General features: G+C 70.8%; 16 protein-coding genes. 11 read left to right on the forward strand and 5 right to left on the reverse strand.

What is annotated here, in order from left to right; all coding sequences use genetic code 11:
• Window positions 1-189: 189 nt before the first annotated feature.
• Window positions 190-939: a phosphatase PAP2 family protein gene (locus ACZ5LB_RS05970; protein WP_464605262.1), complete on the forward strand. Its 750-nt coding sequence runs from the start codon at window positions 190-192 to the stop codon at window positions 937-939.
• A 40-nt stretch (window positions 940-979) separates the two neighbouring features.
• Here ACZ5LB_RS05970 and ACZ5LB_RS05975 read toward each other — a convergent pair whose 3' ends face one another.
• Window positions 980-2,311, reverse strand: coding sequence for a dicarboxylate/amino acid:cation symporter (locus ACZ5LB_RS05975; RefSeq protein WP_464605263.1), 1,332 nt, complete (start codon window positions 2,309-2,311; stop codon window positions 980-982).
• 247 nt (window positions 2,312-2,558) lie between these two features.
• Between ACZ5LB_RS05975 and ACZ5LB_RS05980 the strand changes: the two genes are divergently transcribed.
• On the forward strand, window positions 2,559-4,142 hold the full coding sequence (locus tag ACZ5LB_RS05980; RefSeq protein WP_464605264.1) for a methyl-accepting chemotaxis protein: 1,584 nt from the start codon (window positions 2,559-2,561) through the stop codon (window positions 4,140-4,142).
• Between the two features lie 345 nt (window positions 4,143-4,487).
• On the opposite strand, the gene ACZ5LB_RS05985 is transcribed toward ACZ5LB_RS05980, so the two are convergent.
• Entirely contained in the window at window positions 4,488-5,036 is a 549-nt protein-coding gene (locus ACZ5LB_RS05985) for an FUSC family protein (RefSeq protein ID WP_464605266.1), read from the reverse strand.
• A 131-nt stretch (window positions 5,037-5,167) separates the two neighbouring features.
• Between ACZ5LB_RS05985 and ACZ5LB_RS05990 the strand changes: the two genes are divergently transcribed.
• Window positions 5,168-6,196, forward strand: a complete 1,029-nt coding sequence (locus tag ACZ5LB_RS05990) for a helix-turn-helix transcriptional regulator (protein WP_464605267.1) — start codon at window positions 5,168-5,170, stop codon at window positions 6,194-6,196.
• 46 nt (window positions 6,197-6,242) lie between these two features.
• Window positions 6,243-6,548, forward strand: a complete 306-nt coding sequence (locus tag ACZ5LB_RS05995) for a carboxymuconolactone decarboxylase family protein (protein ID WP_464605268.1) — start codon at window positions 6,243-6,245, stop codon at window positions 6,546-6,548.
• A 4-nt stretch (window positions 6,549-6,552) separates the two neighbouring features.
• On the opposite strand, the gene ACZ5LB_RS06000 is transcribed toward ACZ5LB_RS05995, so the two are convergent.
• Together ACZ5LB_RS06000 and ACZ5LB_RS06005 are read right to left on the reverse strand one after the other, a co-directional pair.
• The gene (locus ACZ5LB_RS06000; RefSeq protein ID WP_464605269.1) at window positions 6,553-7,254 is read right to left on the reverse strand and encodes a hypothetical protein; all 702 of its coding nucleotides are present in this window, start codon (window positions 7,252-7,254) and stop codon (window positions 6,553-6,555) included.
• A 51-nt stretch (window positions 7,255-7,305) separates the two neighbouring features.
• Complete coding sequence (locus tag ACZ5LB_RS06005; protein WP_464605270.1) at window positions 7,306-7,707, reverse strand: thiol-disulfide oxidoreductase DCC family protein; 402 nt, start codon at window positions 7,705-7,707, stop codon at window positions 7,306-7,308.
• Between the two features lie 122 nt (window positions 7,708-7,829).
• On the opposite strand from ACZ5LB_RS06005, the gene ACZ5LB_RS06010 reads away from it, so the two are divergent.
• On the forward strand, window positions 7,830-8,168 hold the full coding sequence (locus ACZ5LB_RS06010; RefSeq protein ID WP_464605271.1) for a hypothetical protein: 339 nt from the start codon (window positions 7,830-7,832) through the stop codon (window positions 8,166-8,168).
• A 1-nt stretch (window position 8,169) separates the two neighbouring features.
• On the opposite strand, the gene ACZ5LB_RS06015 is transcribed toward ACZ5LB_RS06010, so the two are convergent.
• A complete protein-coding gene (locus ACZ5LB_RS06015; protein WP_464605272.1) occupies window positions 8,170-8,520 on the reverse strand; it encodes a response regulator in 351 nt (116 codons plus the stop codon).
• Between the two features lie 132 nt (window positions 8,521-8,652).
• Here ACZ5LB_RS06015 and ACZ5LB_RS06020 point away from each other — a divergent pair, with 132 nt between their 5' ends.
• The 6 genes from ACZ5LB_RS06020 to ACZ5LB_RS06045 all read left to right on the forward strand — a co-directional run bounded on the left by ACZ5LB_RS06020 (window position 8,653) and on the right by ACZ5LB_RS06045 (window position 15,723).
• Window positions 8,653-9,369 (forward strand): OB-fold nucleic acid binding domain-containing protein, encoded by a 717-nt coding sequence (locus tag ACZ5LB_RS06020; RefSeq protein WP_464605273.1) that lies wholly within the window; start codon window positions 8,653-8,655, stop codon window positions 9,367-9,369.
• Between the two features lie 101 nt (window positions 9,370-9,470).
• On the forward strand, window positions 9,471-10,391 hold the full coding sequence (locus ACZ5LB_RS06025; protein ID WP_464605274.1) for a TRAP transporter TatT component family protein: 921 nt from the start codon (window positions 9,471-9,473) through the stop codon (window positions 10,389-10,391).
• Entirely contained in the window at window positions 10,388-11,380 is a 993-nt protein-coding gene (locus ACZ5LB_RS06030) for a TRAP transporter substrate-binding protein (protein WP_464605275.1), read from the forward strand. The genes ACZ5LB_RS06025 and ACZ5LB_RS06030 overlap by 4 nt, the downstream gene beginning before the upstream one ends.
• Window positions 11,377-13,200 (forward strand): TRAP transporter large permease, encoded by a 1,824-nt coding sequence (locus tag ACZ5LB_RS06035; RefSeq protein WP_464605276.1) that lies wholly within the window; start codon window positions 11,377-11,379, stop codon window positions 13,198-13,200. The genes ACZ5LB_RS06030 and ACZ5LB_RS06035 overlap by 4 nt, the downstream gene beginning before the upstream one ends.
• Before the next feature lie 8 nt (window positions 13,201-13,208).
• A complete protein-coding gene (locus tag ACZ5LB_RS06040) occupies window positions 13,209-13,850 on the forward strand; it encodes an HAD family hydrolase (RefSeq protein ID WP_464605277.1) in 642 nt (213 codons plus the stop codon).
• Window positions 13,851-13,905: 55 nt separating this feature from the next.
• Entirely contained in the window at window positions 13,906-15,723 is a 1,818-nt protein-coding gene (locus tag ACZ5LB_RS06045; RefSeq protein WP_464605278.1) for a mechanosensitive ion channel family protein, read from the forward strand.
• The last annotated feature ends 4 nt before the right edge of the window (window positions 15,724-15,727 follow it).

The raw sequence follows: 15,727 nt of genomic DNA on the forward strand, positions 1-15,727 counted from the left end.
CAGGTCGGCAACAGCAAGAAGGCGATCGCGGTTCCAGCCTCAAACCGGGCAGGCGGAACGGTTACCGGCTCCGGGAAGGAGCATGGCGGGAAATGCGGGTAGCATTGGGGATCGCTTTTCCCGCAGCTTCGAAGGCGCACCGCCGCCACAGCCCTGGGCCGCTGGGCCCTCCACGGAAGGACACGTTCGATGAAGGCACTCGGAACCCTGGCGCTCTCCCTGCTGCTCCTGGCGGCGTGGCCCCCGGCCTCGGCCCAGGCCGCCCGCGGCAGGTATCCGGAGGCCACCCGCAACTATGTGGACCCCGCCACCCTGGACCTGTCCGAGCTGCCGGCGCCGCCCCTGCCGGGAACCCTGGCGGCGGACACGGACCTGGAGACGATCCTCCAGATCCAGGCCTGGCGCACGGAGGCCGAGGTGGCCTGGGCCCGGGCGATGGACCAGTTGGACATCTTCGGCGCCGGCGCGGCCATCGGGCCCTGGTTCACCCGGGAGGCCCTGCCCCGCTGCGCCCAGGTGCTGGGCGAAGCCCTGGGAGACGGCGAAAGCCTCAACAAGGCCGCCAAGCTGAAGTTCCGCAGGCTCCGGCCCCCCTACATCGACGCCCGGGTGAAACCCTGCGTGAGGATGTTCCCCCTGCCCCCGGGCGAGCCCCCGGCGGGCTTCTACTCCTACCCCAGCGGACATTCCACGTCCATCTTCATCCTGGCCGAGCTGGTGTCGGACCTGGTCCCGGACCGGCGCGAGGCCATGACGGAATGGGCCCACAAGGCCGCCTGGAGCCGCATGCTCGCGGGGGTGCACTTCCCCTCGGACGACCTGGGCGGCATGCGCCTGGCGGCGATCGCGGTCAAGGGCATGAAGGCCAACCCCGCCTTCCGCGAGGCCCTGGCGTCCTGCGCCGAGGAGATCCGCCGGGCCAGGTCCCTGCCCCGGTAACCGCGCGCCACCTTCCGGAGCCGGACCCCGCGGACGGACTTCAGGTGGAGGGCTGGAGTTCCCCGCCCTCGGTCTCAGGCTCCGCCTCCGGCTCGGCCTCCGCCCCCTCCTCGCCGAACACCCCTTCCCATTTGGCGATGACCGCGCTGGCCAGGCCGTTGCCCGTGACGTTCACCGTGGTGCGCGCCATGTCCATGATCTCGTCCACCGCCAGGATCATGGCCACCCCGGCCTCTCCGGGCAGGCCGAAGCTGGCGCAGGTGGCGGCGATGATCACCAGGGTCGCCCGGGGCACGCCCGCCACGCCCTTGGAGGTGAGCATGAACATCACCATCATGGAGATCTGCTGGCCCAGGCTCATGTGGATGCCCGCGGCCTGCGCGATGGCGAGGCTGGCCAGCACCAGGTAGAGCGTGGACCCGTCCAGGTTGAAGCTGTAGCCCGTGGGGATCACGAAGCTCGCCACCCGCCTGGGCACGCCGAAGCGCACCATCTCCTCCAGGAGCTTGGGCAGGGCGGCCTCGCTGGAAGCGGTGGAATAGGCCGTGAGGGCCGGATCCTTGATGGCCCGGAAAAAGCCCGCGATGGGAATGCGGAACAGCAGCATGACGGGGATGAAGACCAGGACCACCAGGAGGATCAGGGCGAAGTACAGGCTCCCCACCAGCTTGGCGTACTGGCCCAGCAGGTGCGCCACGGCGGTCCAACCGTGCACGAACACGCCGTTGAGCGTCTGGCCCGCGGCCATGTGGCTCACGTTGTAGGCCATGGCGCCGAAGACGCCCAGGGGCGTGAGGGTCATGACCATGTCCGTGTACTTGAACATCACCTGGGCGAGCCCTTCGAAGAAGGCCAGCACGGGCCGGCCCTTGTCAGGCACCCGGGTGAGGGCGATGCCGATGAGGGCCGAGAACACCACCACCGGGAGCACGTCGGCCTCGGCGGCGTGCCGGAAGAAGTTGGTGGGGAAGGCGTGGAGGGCCACCTCCCACCCGGATTTCTGGGCCGCCAGCGCTAGGTGCTCGGTGGCCTTCAGGGGCAGGCCCGCGCCTGGGCGGACCCAGTTGGCCACGAACAGCCCGATGAACAGCGCCAGGGTCGTGATGATCTCGAAGTAGAGGAGGGCCTTGCCGCCCATGCGGCCCACCGCCTTGAGGTCGCCGGTCTGGGCGATGCCGGTGATTACCGTGGCCACCAGGATGGGGACGATGATGCTCTTGATGAGGCTGATGAAGGCCTTGGACATGAACCGAAACGATTCATAGGCCACCGGATGCCGGTCGGCGGGCAGGAACCCCCCCAGGACCACGCCCATGAGCAGGCCGAAGAAGATCCAGAAGGTGCTTGAGCGGTACCAGGGCTTGCGGTTCACGGGAGCTCCGGGGAACGGCGGGACGGTGGGGCGTTGGGGCGCTGGGACAATGTCCAAGCATGACATGGGGCCCGGCGCCGCGCGCCGGGCTTCCTTGGCGGGGATCGGGGATCCAGGCCGCCATGGCGGAATAGGTAATTTAACCTAGCGGAATTTCATGGCGGGACCTGACCCGGCCGTAGAGACTGGGATGCAGCCCATCCCCCGCGCTGTGACCGGCCGGGCGCGGATTTCTGGATCGGATCCCATGCGAACGAACCTGCCCATCACCACCAACGAGATCCACCTGAAGGAGGGCGCCTTCGTCGTCTCCATGACGGACCCCCAGGGGCGGCTCACCTACGTGAATGATGAATTCATCCGCATCAGCGGCTTCACCGAGGCCGAGCTCATCGGCCAGCCCCACAACCTGGTGCGCCACCCGGAGATGCCCTCGGCGGCCTTCGAGGACCTGTGGCGCACCGCCAAGGCCGGCAAGCCCTGGTACGCCCTGGTGAAGAACCGCTGCAAGAGCGGCGATTTCTACTGGGTGGACGCCAACGTCACCCCCATCACGGAGCGGGGCGTCCTCAAGGGGTTCGTCTCCATCCGCAGCAAGCCCAGCCGCTCCCAGATCCGCGAGGCCGAGCGCGTCTACGCGCTGCTCAACCAGGGCCGGCGGTGGGAGGACACCCGGGCCCGGCGGTGGGAGCCCTTCGGGGGGATGCCCGCCACCACGCAGCTGCGGGTGGCCTTCTTCTCCATCATGGGGCTCTTCCTGCTCATCCAGGGCTTCACCATCGCCACCTCGGCGCCGGCGAACGTGGCGCCCCGGGTGGCGGCCACCGCCTTCGGCCTCGTGGCGAGCCTGCTCATGGCCTGGCTGGCCATGCGGGGCATGCGCATCCGGCTCGGCGCCGCCCCGGAGAAGGCCATCGAGGTGGTCCGGTCCATGGCCGAGGGCGACATGCGCGTGGAGATCGCCACCTACCCGGGGGACGAGGACAGCCTCATGGCCACCCTGCGCACCATGCAGTCCCACCTCAAGGGCATGGTGAACCGCATCCGCTTCGACGGCATGCGGGTGCAGACGAATGCCTCGGGCTTCGTCTCCGCCACCCACGAGATCGCCACCACCAGCCAGGAACTGGCCCGCAACGCCGAGGACCAGCGCCTCTCCGTGGAGCGCATGGCCTCGGCCATGACCGAGCTCTCCGCCTCCATCCACGAGGTGGCCGGCAACGTGCGCGCGAGCCAGGCCCAGACCGAAGCCGCCGTGGCCGCCGCCGAGGCCGGCGACGTGTCCGGCAAGGCCGCCATCCAGGCCATGGCCCAGGTGGAGGAGGCCACCACCCGCGTGGTGGATGCCGTCAAGGTGATCCAGGAGATCGCCCGCCAGACCAACCTGCTCTCCCTCAATGCCGCCATCGAGGCCGCCAAGGCCGGCCACCTGGGCAAGGGCTTCGCCGTGGTGGCCGAGGAGGTGCGGAAGCTCGCCGAGCGCAGCGCCCACGCCGCCCGGGAGATCGCCGCCCTCATCGAGACCAGCAACCACGCCGTCGTCCAGGGCCGCACCACGGTGCTGGAGGCCGTGGAGGCCCTTGGGGAGATCCGGGAGCACATCGGCCAGGTGACCTCCATGGCCCTGGAGATCACCTCCTCCACCACCGAGCAGGCCCAGGCCAGCTCCGAGGTGGCCCACCTGGTGGAAGCCACCGCCGACAAGGCCATCTCCAACGCCAGCGCCAGCACCCAGCTCAGCGCCACGGTGGTCCAGACCAGCACCAACTCCGACCAGCTGGCCGCCACGGCGGAAGGCCTGGCGGAACTGGTGGCGCGTTTCCGGACCTAGATCTCATTGATCCAATGGAAGCCATCTTGAGCATCGCGGTCTGGTTGAAGCTGTGATCGGCCTACCCGCGGCGATTCGGCAAGACCATGGAAAAGATTGAACGCTGGGGCGCTGGGGGCTCGCTGGGGCGCTGGGAAAAGAAGGTGCATCTTGGTGAGGCTGAACCCCCAGCGCCCCAGCGAGTTCTCTGCGACTCAGCGTTTGGTTTTTCTGCCTGGCTTTCGCGGCGCGACGCGTACCTTCTTTGCCGAAGAGCCTTCCTTGGATGCTCCTTGCGCCGAGCCGTTCGGGTATTGGGCATGCCTTGTGCAGCTATTTAGAACAGGCTCTACCAGATCGATTTCCTCAGGCCCGGGCGAACCACCCCTGCACGCACGCGGCCACCCGCTCCGGGCCGTCCCAGGCGTCCAGGGCCAGCGCCACCATGCTGCCGGCCAGCACGTTGGCCGCCCGGGACAGGGAGGTGGCCAGGGTCGCCGACAGGCCCGCCCGCTCCGCCACCAGGGTCACCGGGAACAAGGTTGTCAGGGCCGCCACCTTGAAGGCCTTGCGCAGTCCCAGCAACTGGCAGCCCAGGATCGCCACGAAGATCGCCACGCTGGCCGCCACCATCGTATGGCCCACCAGCAGCACCGTCGCCACGCCCACCCCCAGGCCCACCAGGGTCCCGCCGGTGCGGTTGAGGCCGGCCTTGAGGCTGCCGCTGGTGCTGCCCGTGGACACCACGATGGCGCTGATGCCGGACCAGTAGAAGGCATGGAGGCCCAGGATGCGGCCGGCCACCAGGCCCAGGGAACCCGCCAGGGCCAGCCGGACGCCAGGCCCGACCTGGAGCCGGGCGAAGCGGAGGTGGATGCGGCGGCGGGTCCGGACCAGGAGGTGCGTGCGTTCCATGGCCCCAGGATACCAGCGAAACCGCGCCTCACGGCGTCACGGTTGACAGGCGCTGGCGAACCGGGCAGCCCTGTGCCATGCTGGGGGCCGATCCCCATTCCCCGCCGCATCCCATTCCGCCCGGAGGCGCCATGCCGCCCGCCACCTCCTCCTCCATCCAGACCCAGGGCCTCGTGGGCTCCGACCGGCTCCGGGAGGCCCTGGCCCTCCTGCGGGAGGCCGGCGCGGACGGCATCAGCCGGGAGAAGCTCCGGGCCCGCATGGGCGGCCTCAGCCTGCGCACGGTGGACCGCGCCATCCTCGTCCTGCAGGACCAGGGGGCCCGGTTCGACCGGGTGCGCCGGGGCAGTCCCGCGGTGATCCACTTCGTGCTGAAGAAGGGTCCCTCCTGGGACGAGCACGTGTCCAGCGAGGCCCGCATGGCCCTGCGGGTGGCGGGGCTTTCCCTGGCCCAGTGCGGCACGCTGCTCTGGCAGGACAAGCTCGAGGCCCTGGAGCAGCTCGCCAGCGAGCGCATGTCCACCCGGGACCGCCGGCTCTTCGAGAACCTCAAGAAGGCCATCCTGGTGCAGGGCGGCGTGGACGACCCCATCGAGGCGCCCGACATCCTCGAACCCATCCTCAAGGCCCTGGACGGCCGCCGGGAGACCGAGGTGGTCTACCAGGCCGCGGGCGCCGACGCGGCCACCGTGCACCGGGTGGTGCCCTACGCCCTCACCCACGACCTCTTTTCCGGCGGCACCTTCCTCCTGGTGTGGGACCCCGCGCGCCGCCTGCCCAAGCACCTGCGCCAGAACCGCATCGTGAGCGTGAAGGTGACGGCCCGGGTCGGGGCCTTTCCGGAAGACCTCATGGCCCGGGCCGCCCGGTACCAGATCGGCGGCTGGACCAGCGCCGAGCCCCCGTTCCAGGTGGAGGCCCTCATCCGGGGGTCCCACTGGATCCAGGCGTTCAAGGAGGCCCCCCCGGCCCTGCCGGATTTCCAGACCTTCCCGGGGAAGGACGGCGCGTCGGCGCGGGTGATCTTCAAGGCCACCCACGCCAACGGCGCCTCCCGCTGGATCATGCAGTTCGGCGCCGCGGCGGAGGTCCTGGCGCCGGCCTTCCTGCGGGAGGAGGTCGTCGCCCAGTTCCGGAAAGCCCTGGCCGCCTACGAATAGGTCGACTGAACCGGCGAAGGGACGTACCTTGGGCCAGGAGGCCGCCATGAAGATCCGAGAGAACCTGGACGCCCTGATCGCCACCCACCCGGAAATCTACGAAGCCTACGAGCGGTACGGCAAGGCCGTCCACGAGCAGGGCGGACCCCTGGACGAGAAGACGCGCTGGCTCATCAAGCTCGCCGTCTCCGCCTCCCAGGGCCTCGCCAAGGCCCAGCTCACCCACATGGCCAAGGCCCAGGCCGCGGGCTGCACGGCCCAGGAGATCGAGCACGCCATCCTGCTCATCGCCCCCACCGCGGGCTTCCCCCGCATGATGGAGGCCATGGAGCGGTTCCGGGAAGCCCGTTAGCGGGTCAGGGCCGGAAGGCGACGAGGCGCACCCGGGTGCGGGCCACCGCGCCGTGGTGCTCGTAGGCGAACCCCGTGATGCCGATCCCCGGCGCGAATTCCAGCGTCCGCACATCCGGGTTGGTGGTGAAGGAGGCCGTGAAGGCGGGGAACGACGCCCCCCGGGCCACCCCGGGGGCCGAGAAGGGCCTGGGTTCGCGGCCTTCCACGACCCAGGAATACATGCTGTCGTCGCGGCCCGGCGCATGGGCCCAGTTCTTCCCCGGGCGCAGCGGCAGGTCCAGGAAGGGTTCCGCGCCCTGGGGCGGATAGGCACGGTCGGCCAGCAACTGGCGGGCCTTGGCCGCGGCCCCCTTGGGGCTGCGGGAGGATTCCTGGTAGAGGCGCCCCCGCTTGCAGATGAGGACGGAAATGGAATTGCCGTGGCCGGGTTCGAACCAGGCCAGGTCCATGGGAAAGCCCCGCACCACCGCCGCGAAGCCCGTTTCGCCGGGGATGAACTGCAGCACCTCCATCACCGTCCGCACCCGTCCCGTGCGCACCTTGTGGGTGTCGGGAACCGTCCACTCCGCTTCCCCCGCATAGGTCCACGAGGCGCCCTTGTTGAGGGGGAACTGCTGGAGCACGGCGGCCGTGTCCAGGGTCGGGCCCTCATCCGCCAGGGGCGGCCGGTGGAGAAGCGTGGCAAGGAGCATGGAAAAAAGCATGGAATCTCGAATCGCCTTCCATAGTGCCAGAAATCCCGCCGGGCCGCCGGCTCAAGGCAGGAAACGTCCCTGGAGCGAAGGCGGCACCCGGGGGCAGGTCCCCTCCGGGCGCCGGAACAACCGGTTCCGCACGCGGGCCACCCCGTCGTAGAGCCCGTCCCTGAGCCCCCGGGGCACCCATCCCCCCAGCCGCGCCAGGAGGGCCCAGCCGCCGCCCAGGCTCCGCAGCAGGTGAAGCGCCGCCCCGGACCGCAGCAGGACCCGGTCCCCGTGGAGCACCACCAGGCTGGGGGGCGGATCGCCCTCCGGGAAATGGGCCCGGTAGGTGGCCCCGCCCAGGGGTGCGAACCGGCAGCTGCCTTCCCGGAACGCCAGGAAGCGCACCAGGGCATGGCACAGCCCGCAGCCGCCGTCGTAGAACAGCAGGTCCGGGGGTTCCGGCGGCGGGGTCATGGGTTGAGTCTAGGGCAATGTGACCGCCTTCGCATTTTCCCCCGGGGTGGTAGTCACGGGCCTTGCCTTCCTCCACTATCAAAGAATGGCCGGCCCCCGGCCGGACCGCCCCAGGAGCCTCCGTGAGACCCGATACCGAAGCCACCCTCGTCACCGAAGCCGTCGCCGAGCTCATCGCCCTGGGCGCCGCCATGGCCGCCAACAACGAAGAGGCCTTCCAGCGCCACAACTTCCGCCTCCACAAGCTGGGCATTCCCCGGGAGGACCGCATCCAGGCCGTGAACATCGCCCTCCAGGTGAAGATGGCCCCCCACCGCAACCTGGTGGAGATGGCCGAGGGCTACCTCACCGGCGGCCCCGAGCCCGAGGGCGGCTGCTGCGGCGGCGAGTGCGACTGCGCCGGGGAGGAGGCTGCGGGTTCCTGCTGCGGCGGGGACGAGGGCTGCGGCTGCGGGCACTGACCTACGTCTGGGCCAGGACCGTCCGGATCTGGCCGAGGGTGAAGGGCTTGGGGATCACCCGGGTGTGGGGGTCTCCCGCCATGGCCCCTTCCACGGCGGCGTCCACGTTACCCGTGGCCAGGAGCACCGGGAGCTGGGGCCTGAAGGTCCGCAGGCGCCGCAGGGTCTCGACGCCGCCCATGTCGGGCATGGACACGTCCAGGATCACCAGGTCCGGTTCCGGCGAGGATTCCAGCAGCGCCAGTGCCTTGGCGCCGCGGTCCACGGATTCCACGTGGTGGCCGAGGATCCCCAGGAGGCTGGGCACCGAGGCAAGGATGAGGTCATCGTCGTCGACGAGAAGGATATTCAAGCAACACCTCTGACAGCGGGAAGGGGAAACCGGAACAGGATACTCCCGTTCAGGGTCCGCGAGCCGTCTTCGACGGGCATGCGGTATCCTGGAGCCCCGGAAAGCGGTCGAAACCCCCCAGGAGCCCCGAAAATGCAAATCGTTCCCACCCTTCTCACCACCGGCGCCCTCGTGCTGGCCGGCCTGGCCTGCTCCAAGTCGAAGCCCGCGGCGCCCGCCGCCGCCGCTCCCGCCGCCAAGAACGCCATCCAGGGCACCGTGCTGGAGACCGTCTCCGCCCCGCCCTACACCTACCTCCGGCTGAAGGCCGCCCAGGGCGAGGTGTGGGCCGCCGTGCCCGCCGCCGACGTCAAGGTGGGCGCCCAGGTGGCCGTGGACGTGTCCGTGGCCATGGACAAGTTCGAGTCCCCCTCCCTGCACCGCACCTTTGAGCGGGTCTACATGGGCAACCTGGCCGGCGCCGGGGACGCCGCCCCCATGGGCATGGGGATGGGCATGGCCCCCAAGGCTCCCGCCGCCCCCGACGAGAAGGTGGCCAAGGCCGCCGGCGCCGATGCGCGCACCGTCGCCGAAGTGTGGGCCCAGAAGGACGGCCTCAAGGAGAAGACCGTGACCCTGAAGGCCAAGGTCGTGAAGTACAACCAGGCCATCATGGGCCGCAACTGGCTCCACCTGCGCGATGGCAGCGGCGCCGAGGGATCCCGGGACAACGACATCGCCGTGACCACCATGGACACCGCCAAGGTGGGCGACGTGGTGACCATCAAGGGCGTCGTGCGGACCGCCAAGGACTTCGGGTCGGGCTACACCTATCCCGTCATCATCGAGGACGCAAAGATCGTCCGTTAGACGACTTCGGACACCGGACCGCCGGCGGTCCGTTTGCACCCGGGCCTCTTCCGACTTGGCAGGGGCGCCGGGTGCGGTCATGCTGTCGGGCAGGTGATGCCATGCGGCTCCTTGAACCGGTTTTTCCCCTCTGCCTGATCCTGCTCACGGGCTGTTCCATCAAGCGGGTGGCGGTGGACCGCATCGGGGACGCCCTGGCCCGGGGCGCCGGCGTCTACGCCTCGGACGACGACCCGGAGCTGGTGCGGGACGCCACGCCCTTCGCCCTCAAGAGCCTGGAGGCCCTCCTCCAGGAGCGCCCGGCCCACCCGGGGCTCCTCTACGCGGCCTGCTCGGGCTTCACCCAGTACGCCCACGCCTTCCTCCAGGACGAGGCGGACTACGTCGAGGCCAAGGACCCGGCCCGGGCCGCGGAATTGCGGGTCCGGGCCAAGGGGCTCTACCTCCGGGCCCGGGGCTACGGCCTGCGGGGCCTGGAGGCCGCCCTGCCGGGGTTCGGGGCCCAGCTGCGCGCGGCCCCGGACGCCACCCTGGCCCGGGCGGGCCGGGAGCAGGCGCCGCTCCTCTACTTCACGGCGGCCTCCTGGGCCTCGGCCTTCGCGCTGGACATCTCGGATTCCACCCTCGCGGTGGACCAGACCCTCATGGAAAAGCTCATCCGCCGCGCCCTGGCCCTGGACCCGGAATGGGACGGCGGCGCCGCCCACGAGTTCCTGGTGGCCTGGGAGGCCGCCCACGCCCAGGCCGGGGGGTCCGCGGCCCGGGCCCGGGCCCATTTCCAGGAGGCCGTGCGGATCTCCGGCGGCCTCCGGGCCTCGGCCTACGTCACCTTCGCCGAGTCCGTGGCCCTGGAAGCCCAGGACCGGCCCGCCTTCACCGCCCTCCTGGGCGACGCCCTCCGGGTGGATCCCGGCCGGGACCCCGCCCACGCCACCGCCATCCGGGTCGCCCAGCGCCGGGCCCGGTGGCTGCTGGGGAGGACCGGCGAACTCTTCAACGATCCCGAGGAAACCCAGCCATGAGACCCCTTCGAATCGCTTCCTTCCTGCTCGCCTCCCTGCTGCCCCTGGGCGCCCAGGTGACCCTCAAGATGGCCACCCTGCTGCCGGAGAACTCCTCCTGGTTCCGCATCGTCAAGGACATGGGCGACACCTGGGCCAAGGTCTCCGGCGGCCGGGTCAAGGTGGTGTTCTACCCCGGGGGCCGCCAGGGCGACGAGCCCGACGTGGTGCGCAAGATGCGCCTGGGTTCCCTCCACGGCGCCGTGCTCACCTCCCAGGGCCTGGCGGAGATCGACCGGTCCGTGTTCGCCCTGAGCATCCCCCTGGCCTTCGAATCGTCCCAGGAGGTGTACGCGACCCTGGAGGCCATGCGCCCGGGCCTGGAAGCCGGGATCCTGGCGCGGGGCTTCGTGGCCCTGAACTGGGCGGACGGCGGCTGGGTGCGCATCTTCTCCCGCAGGCCCGTGGCCACCCCCGACGACCTGCGCCACCAGAAGCTGTTCCAGTGGGCCGGCGATCCCAGGACCCTGGAGATCTGGAAGACCGGCGGGTTCAACGCCATCCCCGCCCCGGCCACGGAACTGGCCACGGGCCTCCAGACCGGGCTCCTGGACGCCTTCCTCACCTCCCCGCAGGTGGTGCTGGTCACCCGGTACCACGAGCAGGCCCCCCACATGACCGACCTGAAGTGGGCCGTCATCATGGCGGGCACCGTGGTCACGAAGGCCGCGTGGGACCGGATCCCCGCCGACGTGCGCCCCGCCCTCCTCAAGGCCGCCCAGGACGCCGGGAACCGCCTCAGGGCCGACATGCGCGCCGCCGAGGAGCGCGATCTGGCGGCCCTGAGGGGCGCCGGGGTGAAGCTGATCCCCGTGGACGCCCGGGCCCGGGAGCAGTGGAACCGCATGATCGCCGGCGCCGCTTCCCGCATCCGCGGCGAGTTCGTGCCGGCCCAGGCCTACGACGAGGCCCTCAAGGCCCGGGACGCCTTCCGGCGCCGCGGCCGATGACGCTCCTCAAAAAGCTCCTGCTCGGCGGGGAGGGCATCGTCCTGGTGGCCAGCTTCCTGGCCCTGTGCCTCCTGCCCCTGGTGGACGCCGCGGGCCGGAGCCTTGGGGGCTTCCACGTGCCGGGTTCCGCGGACCTGGTGCAGGCGGTCACCCTCTGGCTCACCTTCGTGGGGGCCCTGGCCGCCACCGGCCAGGGCGGTCACCTGACGCTCTCCACGTCCCAGTGGCTGGGGGAGGGCCGCCTGGGCCGGACGGCGCAGTGGGCCGCCAGCGCCGTCTCCGCGGCCGTGGCCGGGCTGCTGGCCTACGCTTCCGCCCAGGTGGTCCTGGCCAACCGCCTCGACCCGCACATGCTCTCCATCGGCATCCCCGCATGGGTGCCCGAAGCCGTGATGCCCCTGGCCCTGGCGGCCATGGCGGTCACCTTCGCCTACCGGGCCCACCGCACCTGGCGGGGCCGCGCCGCGGCCCTGGCGGCCGTTCCCCTTGCCTTCGCGGCGGGCCTCCTGCCGCCCCAGCTCGCCTCCAAGGCCTGGATCGCCGCCGCGGGCATCCTGGCCTCCCTCCTGGTGGGGACGCCGGTCTTCGTGGCCCTGGGCGGCGTGGCCATCTGCCTCTTCTTCGCCCAGGGGACCCCCGTGGCCGCGGTCTCGGCCGAGATCTACCGCCTGGTGGCCTCCCCCACCCTCCCCGCCATCCCGCTGCTGGCCGGCGCGGGCTACGTGCTGGCCGAGAGCGGCGCCTCGGAGCGGCTGGTGCGGTTCTTCCGGGCCTGGCTGGGCTTCCTGCCGGGGGGCATGGCGGTGATGGTGGCCATGGTGTGCGCCCTGTTCACCACCTTCACGGGCGGCTCGGGCGTGACCATCATCGCCCTGGGCGGCCTGGTGTACCCGATGCTGCGGAAGGACGGCTACTCCGAAGGGTTCTCCCTGGGCCTGGTGACGGCCTCGGGCGCCCTGGGCCTGCTGCTGCCCCCGAGCCTGCCCGTGATCCTCTACAGCATCGTCGCCAGCAGCCGGGACAGCGTCGTCCCCGCGGACCGGCTGTACCTGGCCGGACTGGTGCCCGGGTTCCTGCTCATCGCCATCACCGCCGCCTACGGCGTCTGGGTGGGGCGGAAGGCGGAGGGCCCGCGCACCCCCTTCGCCTGGGGCGCGGCCCTGGACGCCACCTGGAAGGCCCGGTGGGAGCTGCTCCTCCCCCTGGTGATCATCGGCCTTTTCGCCAGCGGGCGCGCCACGATGCTGGAGACCGCCGCGGGGGCCCTCGCCTACGCCATCGTCGCGGAGTGCCTGTTCACCCGGGATCTCCACCCCGCCCGGGACCTGCCCCGGGTGCTGCTCAAGGCCTCGGCCCTCATGGGCGCGGTGCTGATCCTCCTCAGCGTGGCCATGGGGCTCACCAGCTACCTGGTGGACGCCCAGGTGCCGGACGCGCTCCTGGCCTGGACCCGCGCCCACGTCCACTCCCGGCTCGTTTTCCTCCTGGCGCTCAACGTCCTCCTCCTGGTGCTGGGCAGCGTGCTGGAGATCTACTCGGCCATCATCGTGCTTGCCCCCATCATCGCCCCCATGGGCGCCCTGTACGGCGTCCACCCGGTGCACCTGGGCATCATCTTCCTGGCCAACCTCGAAGTGGGCTTCCTGCTGCCGCCGGTGGGGCTCAACCTCTTCCTCGCCTCCAGCCGCTTCGGCATCCCCCTGCCCCGGCTGTACCGCACGGTGCTGCCCTTCCTCCTCATCCTGGGCATCGGGCTCCTGCTCGTCACCTACGCGCCGGACCTGTCCCTGGCCCTCCCGCGATGGGCCGGCAAAGGGTAGAGTGGGGAATGCCGCGCGCCGTGCTCTTCGACCTCGACGGGACCCTGGTGGATTCCAGGGCCGATCTGGCCACCGGGGTCAACCTGACCCGCGTGGACCTGGGCCTGCCGCCCCTGGAACCGGCCCAGGTGGCCGGCTTCGTGGGGGACGGCGTCCGCAAGCTGCTGACCCGGTCCCTGCCGGAATGCCCGGAGCGCCTGGAGGAGGCCCTTGAGTTGAACCGGGGCCACTACGGACGCCACCTGCTGGACGCCACAAGGCTCTACCCCGGGGTGCGGGAGGCCCTGGAGGCCGTGCGGGCCGAGGGCTTCAGCCTGGCGGTGGTCACCAACAAGCCGCGGGAGTTCACCCTGCCCATCCTGGAGGGGCTGGGGATCCTCACCCTGTTCGGCGCCGTGGTGGGCGGGGGCGACAGCCCGCGCCTCAAGCCGGACCCGGGGCCTCTGCTGCTGGCCCTGGAACAGTGCGGGTGCGAAGCCGCGGGCTCGTGGATCGCCGGGGACCACCGCACGGACCTGGAGGCCGGAAGAAGGGCGGGGATAAAGCGGTGCCTGTGCCGGTATGGATTTGGAACACCAGGGGAAGAAGGCTGGGATTTGGCCGTGGACGATCTGGGGGCGCTGGCGTCCTATTTGCAGGGACGTGCGTAGGCGGGACCGAGTCCCGGCGACTATGATGGAGGGGAACCCTCACCAAAGGCCCCCCATGAACCTGCGCAGACTCGTCCCGGCCGTCTTCTTTCTGGTTTTGGCCGTTGCGGTGGGCACGGGGCTCTTCCTGACGCGGGGGCCGGAGGCGGCGGTGGTGGCCAAGCCGCAGCCCAAGGTGGCCGAGACGGAGGTGGACCAGGAGCCGAACCTCACGGCCCGCCGGTTGGCGGCCTTCGCGGTCACGCAGGAGGAGAAGCAGTTCGCCCACGAAGCGGAGCGCCTGGCGGATCACGAGGTGGACCTGGCCTTCAACGACGCGCTGCGCCAGGCCGCCTACGCGGCGCCCCCGCCCACCGCCGCGGTGCGGGAGCTCCAGGAGGTCAAGGACCGGCAGGAGAAGGCGGTGGACGAGGGGCGGAAGACCGTCGCCCGGCTCACCAAGGCCGTGGCCGATGCCCGGGAGCAGGACAAGGACGCCCTGGAGGATCAGCTGGAGGTGGCCAAGGCCCAGATGGAGCTGGACAAGGACGAACTGGACGCCACCGGCGCCATGCTGGAGAAGCTCGGGGCCGACCCCGTCGCGCGGATCCGCCGCCTCAAGGCCGCCTTCACCGCCAAGGAGGAGAACGCCGAGGACGAGAGCGCGTCGGCTCTGGGGCGCTTCCAGCCCGGAAGCCTCCTGCAGCGCCTGGACACCTGGAACCGCCTGCGCCGGAAGTCCGTGCTCCTTGCCCAGGCCCGCGCCAACGCCCTGGCCAAGGCCGATGACCTCAGCGCCCGCCAGCAGGCCCTTTCCAAGGACGTCGCCCAGGAGAAGGAGGACCGCGACTCCGCGCGCGAACAGGCCAAGGGCTTCGCCCGGGGCGACCGCGGCGCGGCCGAGGTGGTCGGCACCTCCCGGGAGACGGCCCGGGCCACGCTCATGACCCTGAAGTACTTCACCGAGAACCAGCGGACCCTGGCGGACCTGGGCAAGCGCTTCCAGGACGAGAGGGACCTGGCGCGCGTCTACCAGGACTGGGGGAGCCTGGTGCGCCTGGAGCATCGCGCCGCGGCCCACGCCGCGCTCCGGCACACGGCCTGGATCGTCCTGGTGCTGGTGCTCATCTGGTTCGCGGGACGGATCTTCGAGACGATCTTCGGGCGGATCACCGCGGGACGCAAGCGCGTGAGCCGCAACCTCAAGGTGGTGAAGTTCGCCGCCCAGGTGCTGGGCGTCCTGGCCATCATCCTCATCGTCCTGGGCACCCCGAGCCAGCTCACCACGCTCTTCGGCCTCGCCGGCGCCGGGCTCACCGTGGCCCTCAAGGACTTCATCATCTCGTTCTTCGGGTGGTTCATCCTGGTGGGCCCCAAGGGCATCCACGTGGGCGACTGGGTGGAGATCCGCGGCGTCAGCGGCGAGGTCATCGAGATCGGCCTCCTGCGCACCCTGATCCTGGAGACCGGCAACTGGAGCGACGCCGGGCACCCCACGGGCCGCGTGGTCTCCTTCGTGAACAGCTTCGCCATGGAAGGCCACTACTTCAACTTCTCCTCCGCCGGCCAGTGGATGTGGGACGAGCTGGACGTGAACGTGCCCGCCGGCAAGGACCCCTACCCCCTGGTGGACGGCGTCCGGGCCCTGGTGGACGCCCGCACCGGGGAGAACGCCGCGCAGGCCTTCAAGGAATGGGAGCGGGCCGACCGCGGCTACCGCATCCAGGGCCTCAAGGCCGAGCCCAGCATCACCATCGTCCCCGCGGGAACCGGCGTGGAGATCCGCGTCCGCTACATCACCCGGGCCCAGGACCGCAACGTCCTCCGCAAGGAGCTCAACGAGGCCCTGGTGGAGATGCTGCACGGCCGGCGGGAGGAGCCGACGACCGTGTAGGCCG

Source organism: Mesoterricola sp. MK458 (assembly GCF_055384935.1).

Coding starts and splice junctions, on each gene's coding strand:
- ACZ5LB_RS05970 (WP_464605262.1), top strand. CDS start 190: ATGAAGGCACTCGGAACCCTGGCGCTCTCCCTGCTGCTCCTGGCGGCG.
- ACZ5LB_RS05980 (WP_464605264.1), top strand. CDS start 2,559: ATGCGAACGAACCTGCCCATCACCACCAACGAGATCCACCTGAAGGAG.
- ACZ5LB_RS05985 (WP_464605266.1), bottom strand. CDS start 5,036: ATGGAACGCACGCACCTCCTGGTCCGGACCCGCCGCCGCATCCACCTC.
- ACZ5LB_RS05990 (WP_464605267.1), top strand. CDS start 5,168: ATGCCGCCCGCCACCTCCTCCTCCATCCAGACCCAGGGCCTCGTGGGC.
- ACZ5LB_RS05995 (WP_464605268.1), top strand. CDS start 6,243: ATGAAGATCCGAGAGAACCTGGACGCCCTGATCGCCACCCACCCGGAA.
- ACZ5LB_RS06000 (WP_464605269.1), bottom strand. CDS start 7,254: ATGCTTTTTTCCATGCTCCTTGCCACGCTTCTCCACCGGCCGCCCCTG.
- ACZ5LB_RS06005 (WP_464605270.1), bottom strand. CDS start 7,707: ATGACCCCGCCGCCGGAACCCCCGGACCTGCTGTTCTACGACGGCGGC.
- ACZ5LB_RS06020 (WP_464605273.1), top strand. CDS start 8,653: ATGCAAATCGTTCCCACCCTTCTCACCACCGGCGCCCTCGTGCTGGCC.
- ACZ5LB_RS06025 (WP_464605274.1), top strand. CDS start 9,471: ATGCGGCTCCTTGAACCGGTTTTTCCCCTCTGCCTGATCCTGCTCACG.
- ACZ5LB_RS06030 (WP_464605275.1), top strand. CDS start 10,388: ATGAGACCCCTTCGAATCGCTTCCTTCCTGCTCGCCTCCCTGCTGCCC.
- ACZ5LB_RS06035 (WP_464605276.1), top strand. CDS start 11,377: ATGACGCTCCTCAAAAAGCTCCTGCTCGGCGGGGAGGGCATCGTCCTG.
- ACZ5LB_RS06040 (WP_464605277.1), top strand. CDS start 13,209: ATGCCGCGCGCCGTGCTCTTCGACCTCGACGGGACCCTGGTGGATTCC.
- ACZ5LB_RS06045 (WP_464605278.1), top strand. CDS start 13,906: ATGAACCTGCGCAGACTCGTCCCGGCCGTCTTCTTTCTGGTTTTGGCC.